The sequence below is a fragment of the Kitasatospora sp. NPDC059571 genome (genome assembly GCF_042735675.1).
Taxonomy (GTDB): Bacteria; Actinomycetota; Actinomycetes; order Streptomycetales; family Streptomycetaceae; genus Kitasatospora.
This window is the reverse complement of sequence record NZ_JBHWBW010000653.1, coordinates 1-3,490: the sequence shown is the minus strand read 5'-3', so window position 1 is coordinate 3,490 and position 3,490 is coordinate 1. Positions and strand designations below refer to the sequence as shown.

Below are 3,490 nucleotides of genomic sequence, written 5' to 3'. Positions count from 1 at the left end.
GACGTGGCGGATCGGGACGCGCTGGCCGCGCTGCTCGCCGATCACGAGCTCTCCGGTGTCGTCCACACGGCCGGCGTCCTGGACGACGGCATCGTCACCGCGCTCACCCCCGAGCGGCTCGACACCGTCCTCCGCCCGAAGGTCGATGCTGCCCTCGCCCTGCACGAGTTGACCGTCGATCACCCGCTGACCGCATTCGTGCTCTTCTCCTCGGCCGCCGGCACGTTCGGCGGACTCGGCCAGGGCAACTACGCGGCCGCGAACGTCTTCCTCGACGCCCTCGCCGCCCGCCGCCGGGCAGCCGGCCTGCCCGCCACCTCCCTCGCCTGGGGTGCCTGGGCGGAGGGCGGCATGGTCGGCAGCCTCGCCGATGTCGACGTCCGCCGCATGAGCCGCGGCGGTGTGCAGGGACTGCTCGCCGACGAGGGCCTGGCGCTCTTCGACGCGGCCCTGAGCACCGGCGACTCACTCGTCGTCCCGATCCGGCTCGACCTGGCTGCTCTGCGCGCCGAGGCGACGGCCGGCACCCTGCCGCCGCTGCTGCGCGGCCTGGTGCGTACGCCCATCCGCCGCGCTGCCGAGAACGGTCCGGCGGGCCGCACGGCCGGTTCGTCCCTCGCCCAGCGCCTCCTCGCCGTGCCGGCCGACAAGCGGGCGGAGATCGTGCTGGAGCTGGTCCGCGCCCGGGTCGCCGCTGTGCTCGGCTACGGCGACGCGGGTGCGGTGGACGTCAACCGGGCGTTCAAGGAGCTGGGCTTCGACTCGCTGACCGCCGTCGAGCTGCGCAACGAGCTCAACGGTTCGACCGGCCTTCGCCTGCCCGCCACCCTGGTCTTCGACCACCCGACTCCGGGTGCCCTGGCCGCCTTCCTGCTCGCCGAATTGGTGGGCGAGGCGCCGGGGGCCGCTGTGGCGGTCCGGACGACGGCGGTGGACGACGAGCCGATCGCGATCGTCGGCATGGCCTGCCGCTACCCGGGTGGCGTCGAATCGCCCGAGGACCTGTGGCGTCTGGTGTCGGAGGGCCGGGACGCAGTCTCCGGCTTCCCGGCAGGCCGCGGTTGGGACCTGGAGAACCTGTACCACCCGGACCCTGACCACCAGGGCACTTCGTATGCGCGGGAGGGCGGCTTCCTGCACGACGCGGGCCTGTTCGACCCGGCGTTCTTCGGGATCTCGCCGCGCGAGGCGCTGGCGATGGACCCGCAGCAGCGGCTGCTGCTGGAGACGTCCTGGGAGGCCGTGGAGCGGGCCGGCATCGATCCCGCGACGCTGCGCGGCAGCCGGACCGGCGTCTTCGCCGGCGTCATGTACCACGACTACGCCAACAACCTGGGTGAACTCCCGGACGGCGTCGAGGGCTACCTCGGCACCGGCAACTCGGGCAGCATCGCCTCCGGTCGGGTCGCCTACACATTCGGCCTGGAGGGTCCGGCCGTCACCGTCGACACGGCCTGCTCGTCCTCGCTGGTGGCCCTGCACTGGGCGATCCAGGCGCTGCGGAACGGCGAGTGCACCATGGCGCTGGCCGGCGGTGTGGCGATCATGTCCACCCCCGAGGTGTTCGTGGACTTCAGCCGTCAGCGGGCCCTTTCCGCCGACGGGCGGTGCAAGGCGTTCTCGGCGGAGGCGGACGGCACCGGTTGGGGCGAAGGCGTCGGCATGCTGCTCGTGGAGCGTCTCTCCGACGCCGAGCGCAACGGCCACCCCGTCCTTGCCGTGGTCCGTGGTTCGGCGATCAACCAGGACGGTGCGTCGAACGGCCTGACGGCTCCGAACGGTCCGTCGCAGCAGCGGGTGATTCGTCAGGCGCTGGCGAATGCCGGTCTGGCGTCGGATCAGGTCGATGCGGTGGAGGCGCACGGTACGGGTACGACGCTGGGTGATCCGATCGAGGCGCAGGCGCTGCTGAACACCTACGGGCGTGAGCGGTCGGCCGAGCAGCCGTTGTGGCTGGGTTCGCTGAAGTCGAACATCGGCCACACGCAGGCTGCGGCGGGCGTGGGCGGGATCATCAAGATGGTGATGGCGATGCGGCACGGTGTGCTGCCGCAGACGCTGCACGTGAGTGAGCCGTCCGCGAAGATCGACTGGTCGGCGGGTGCGGTGGAGCTGCTGACCGAGCGGCGGGCCTGGCCGGAGACCGGCCGTCCGCGTCGTGCGGCGGTGTCCTCCTTCGGCATCAGCGGCACCAACGCCCACACCATCCTCGAGTACGCGCCGGAGGCGATCGAGCCTTCGACCACCGACGACGAGACCCCGGTCGTGCCCGTGCTCCTGTCGGCGCAGAGCACGTCCGCGCTGCGCGGTCAGGCCGAGCGGCTGCTGACTCTCCTCGCGGAGCGGCCGGAGGTGTCCCTGACGGACGTCGCCCACTCGCTGGTGGCGTCGCGGGCGGCGTTCGAGCACCGGGCGGTGGTGGTGGCGGGCGACCGTGCCGGTGCCGTGGCGGGGCTGGAGGCGTTGGCGGCGGACCTGCCGGGTGCGGTGCGGGGTGTCAGCGGCTCGGCGGGCCGAGTGGCGTTCGTCTTCCCGGGGCAGGGTTCGCAGTGGGCCGGTATGGCTCTGGAGCTGCTGGACTCCTCGCCGGTGTTCGCCGGTCGGATGGCGGAGTGCGGGGCGGCGTTGGCGCCGTTCGCGGACGGCTGGTCGCTGCTCGACGTCGTCCGGGGCGTCGACGGCGACGCCTGGATGGACCGGGTCGACATCGTGCAGCCGGTGCTGTGGGCGGTGATGGTCTCGCTCGCCGAGGTGTGGCGGGCGGCCGGTGTGCAGCCGGGCGTGGTGGTCGGTCATTCGCAGGGCGAGATCGCGGCCGCGGTGGTGGCGGGTGCGCTGACGCTGGAGGACGGCGCACGCGTGGTCGCCCTGCGCAGTCGGGCGATCGCGGGCGGGCTGGCGGGCCTGGGCGGCATGGTGTCGGTTGCCCTGCCGGTGGAGCAGGTGCGTGAGCGCCTCGGTGACGGGGACCGGGTCTCGGTGGCGGCGGTGAACGGCCCGTCCGCGGTCGTGGTCTCCGGTGAGCCGGGAGCCCTGGAGGAGCTGCTGGCCTCCTGCGAGGCCGACGGCATCCGGGCCCGCCGCATCCCGGTCGACTACGCCTCGCACTCCGCCCAGGTCGAGTCGATCCGCACGGAACTCCTCGACCTGTTGGCCCCGGTGAGCCCTCGGGCCGGCACGGTCCCCGTCCTCTCGACGGTGACCGGCGAGCTGGTCGACGGCTCCGGCATGGACGCCGAGTACTGGTACACCAACCTGCGCACCACCGTCCGTTTCGCCGAGGCGGTGGACACCCTTCTCGCGGACGGCTTCGGCACGTTCGTCGAGGTCAGCGCCCACCCGGTGCTCGCGATGGCGGTGCAGGACGCTGCGGAGGCGGCCGGTCGGAGTGCGGCGGCCTTCGGGACGCTGCGTCGTGGTGAGGGGGGTCCGGAGCGGTTGTTCGCCTCGTTCGCCGAGGCGCACGTCCGCGGGCTGAAGGTCGACTGGC

The 3,490-nt window shown here is 73.0% G+C and carries 1 protein-coding gene; it reads left to right on the top strand.

Going from position 1 to position 3,490, the window contains the following annotated elements; all coding sequences use genetic code 11:
- A partial coding sequence (locus ACFV0G_RS37320) for a beta-ketoacyl synthase N-terminal-like domain-containing protein (RefSeq protein ID WP_380557641.1) occupies positions 1–3,490 on the top strand: 3,490 nt, incomplete at both ends.